The following is a 248-nucleotide window of genomic DNA, read 5'->3' on the forward strand; positions in this document are numbered from 1 at the left end:
GGCTACATCTATCTGCCGCCCCAGTACTTCCAGCGCGCGTTCAAGAGCAAGCGGTTCCCGGCCCTGCTCGCCCTGACAGGTTTCCCCGGTGACGCGAGGAATCTCGTCACGAAACTGCGGTATCCCTCCACCGAGCTGCAAATGCTCAAAGACAAGGCCATGGAGCCTCTCATCCAGGTTTTGATGCGGCCATCCCCGTCGATGCCCCGGGACAGTGAGTGCGAGGACATCCCCGGTGGCCCGCAGTC

Annotated in this window: 1 pseudogene; it reads left to right on the forward strand. The window is 62.5% G+C overall.

The features are described from left to right. Nucleotides 1–248: pseudogene (locus tag C6N31_RS44970) on the forward strand (esterase); the annotation flags it as partial.

Source organism: Streptomyces fildesensis (assembly GCF_016107395.1).
GTDB lineage: Bacteria > Actinomycetota > Actinomycetes > Streptomycetales > Streptomycetaceae > Actinacidiphila > Actinacidiphila fildesensis.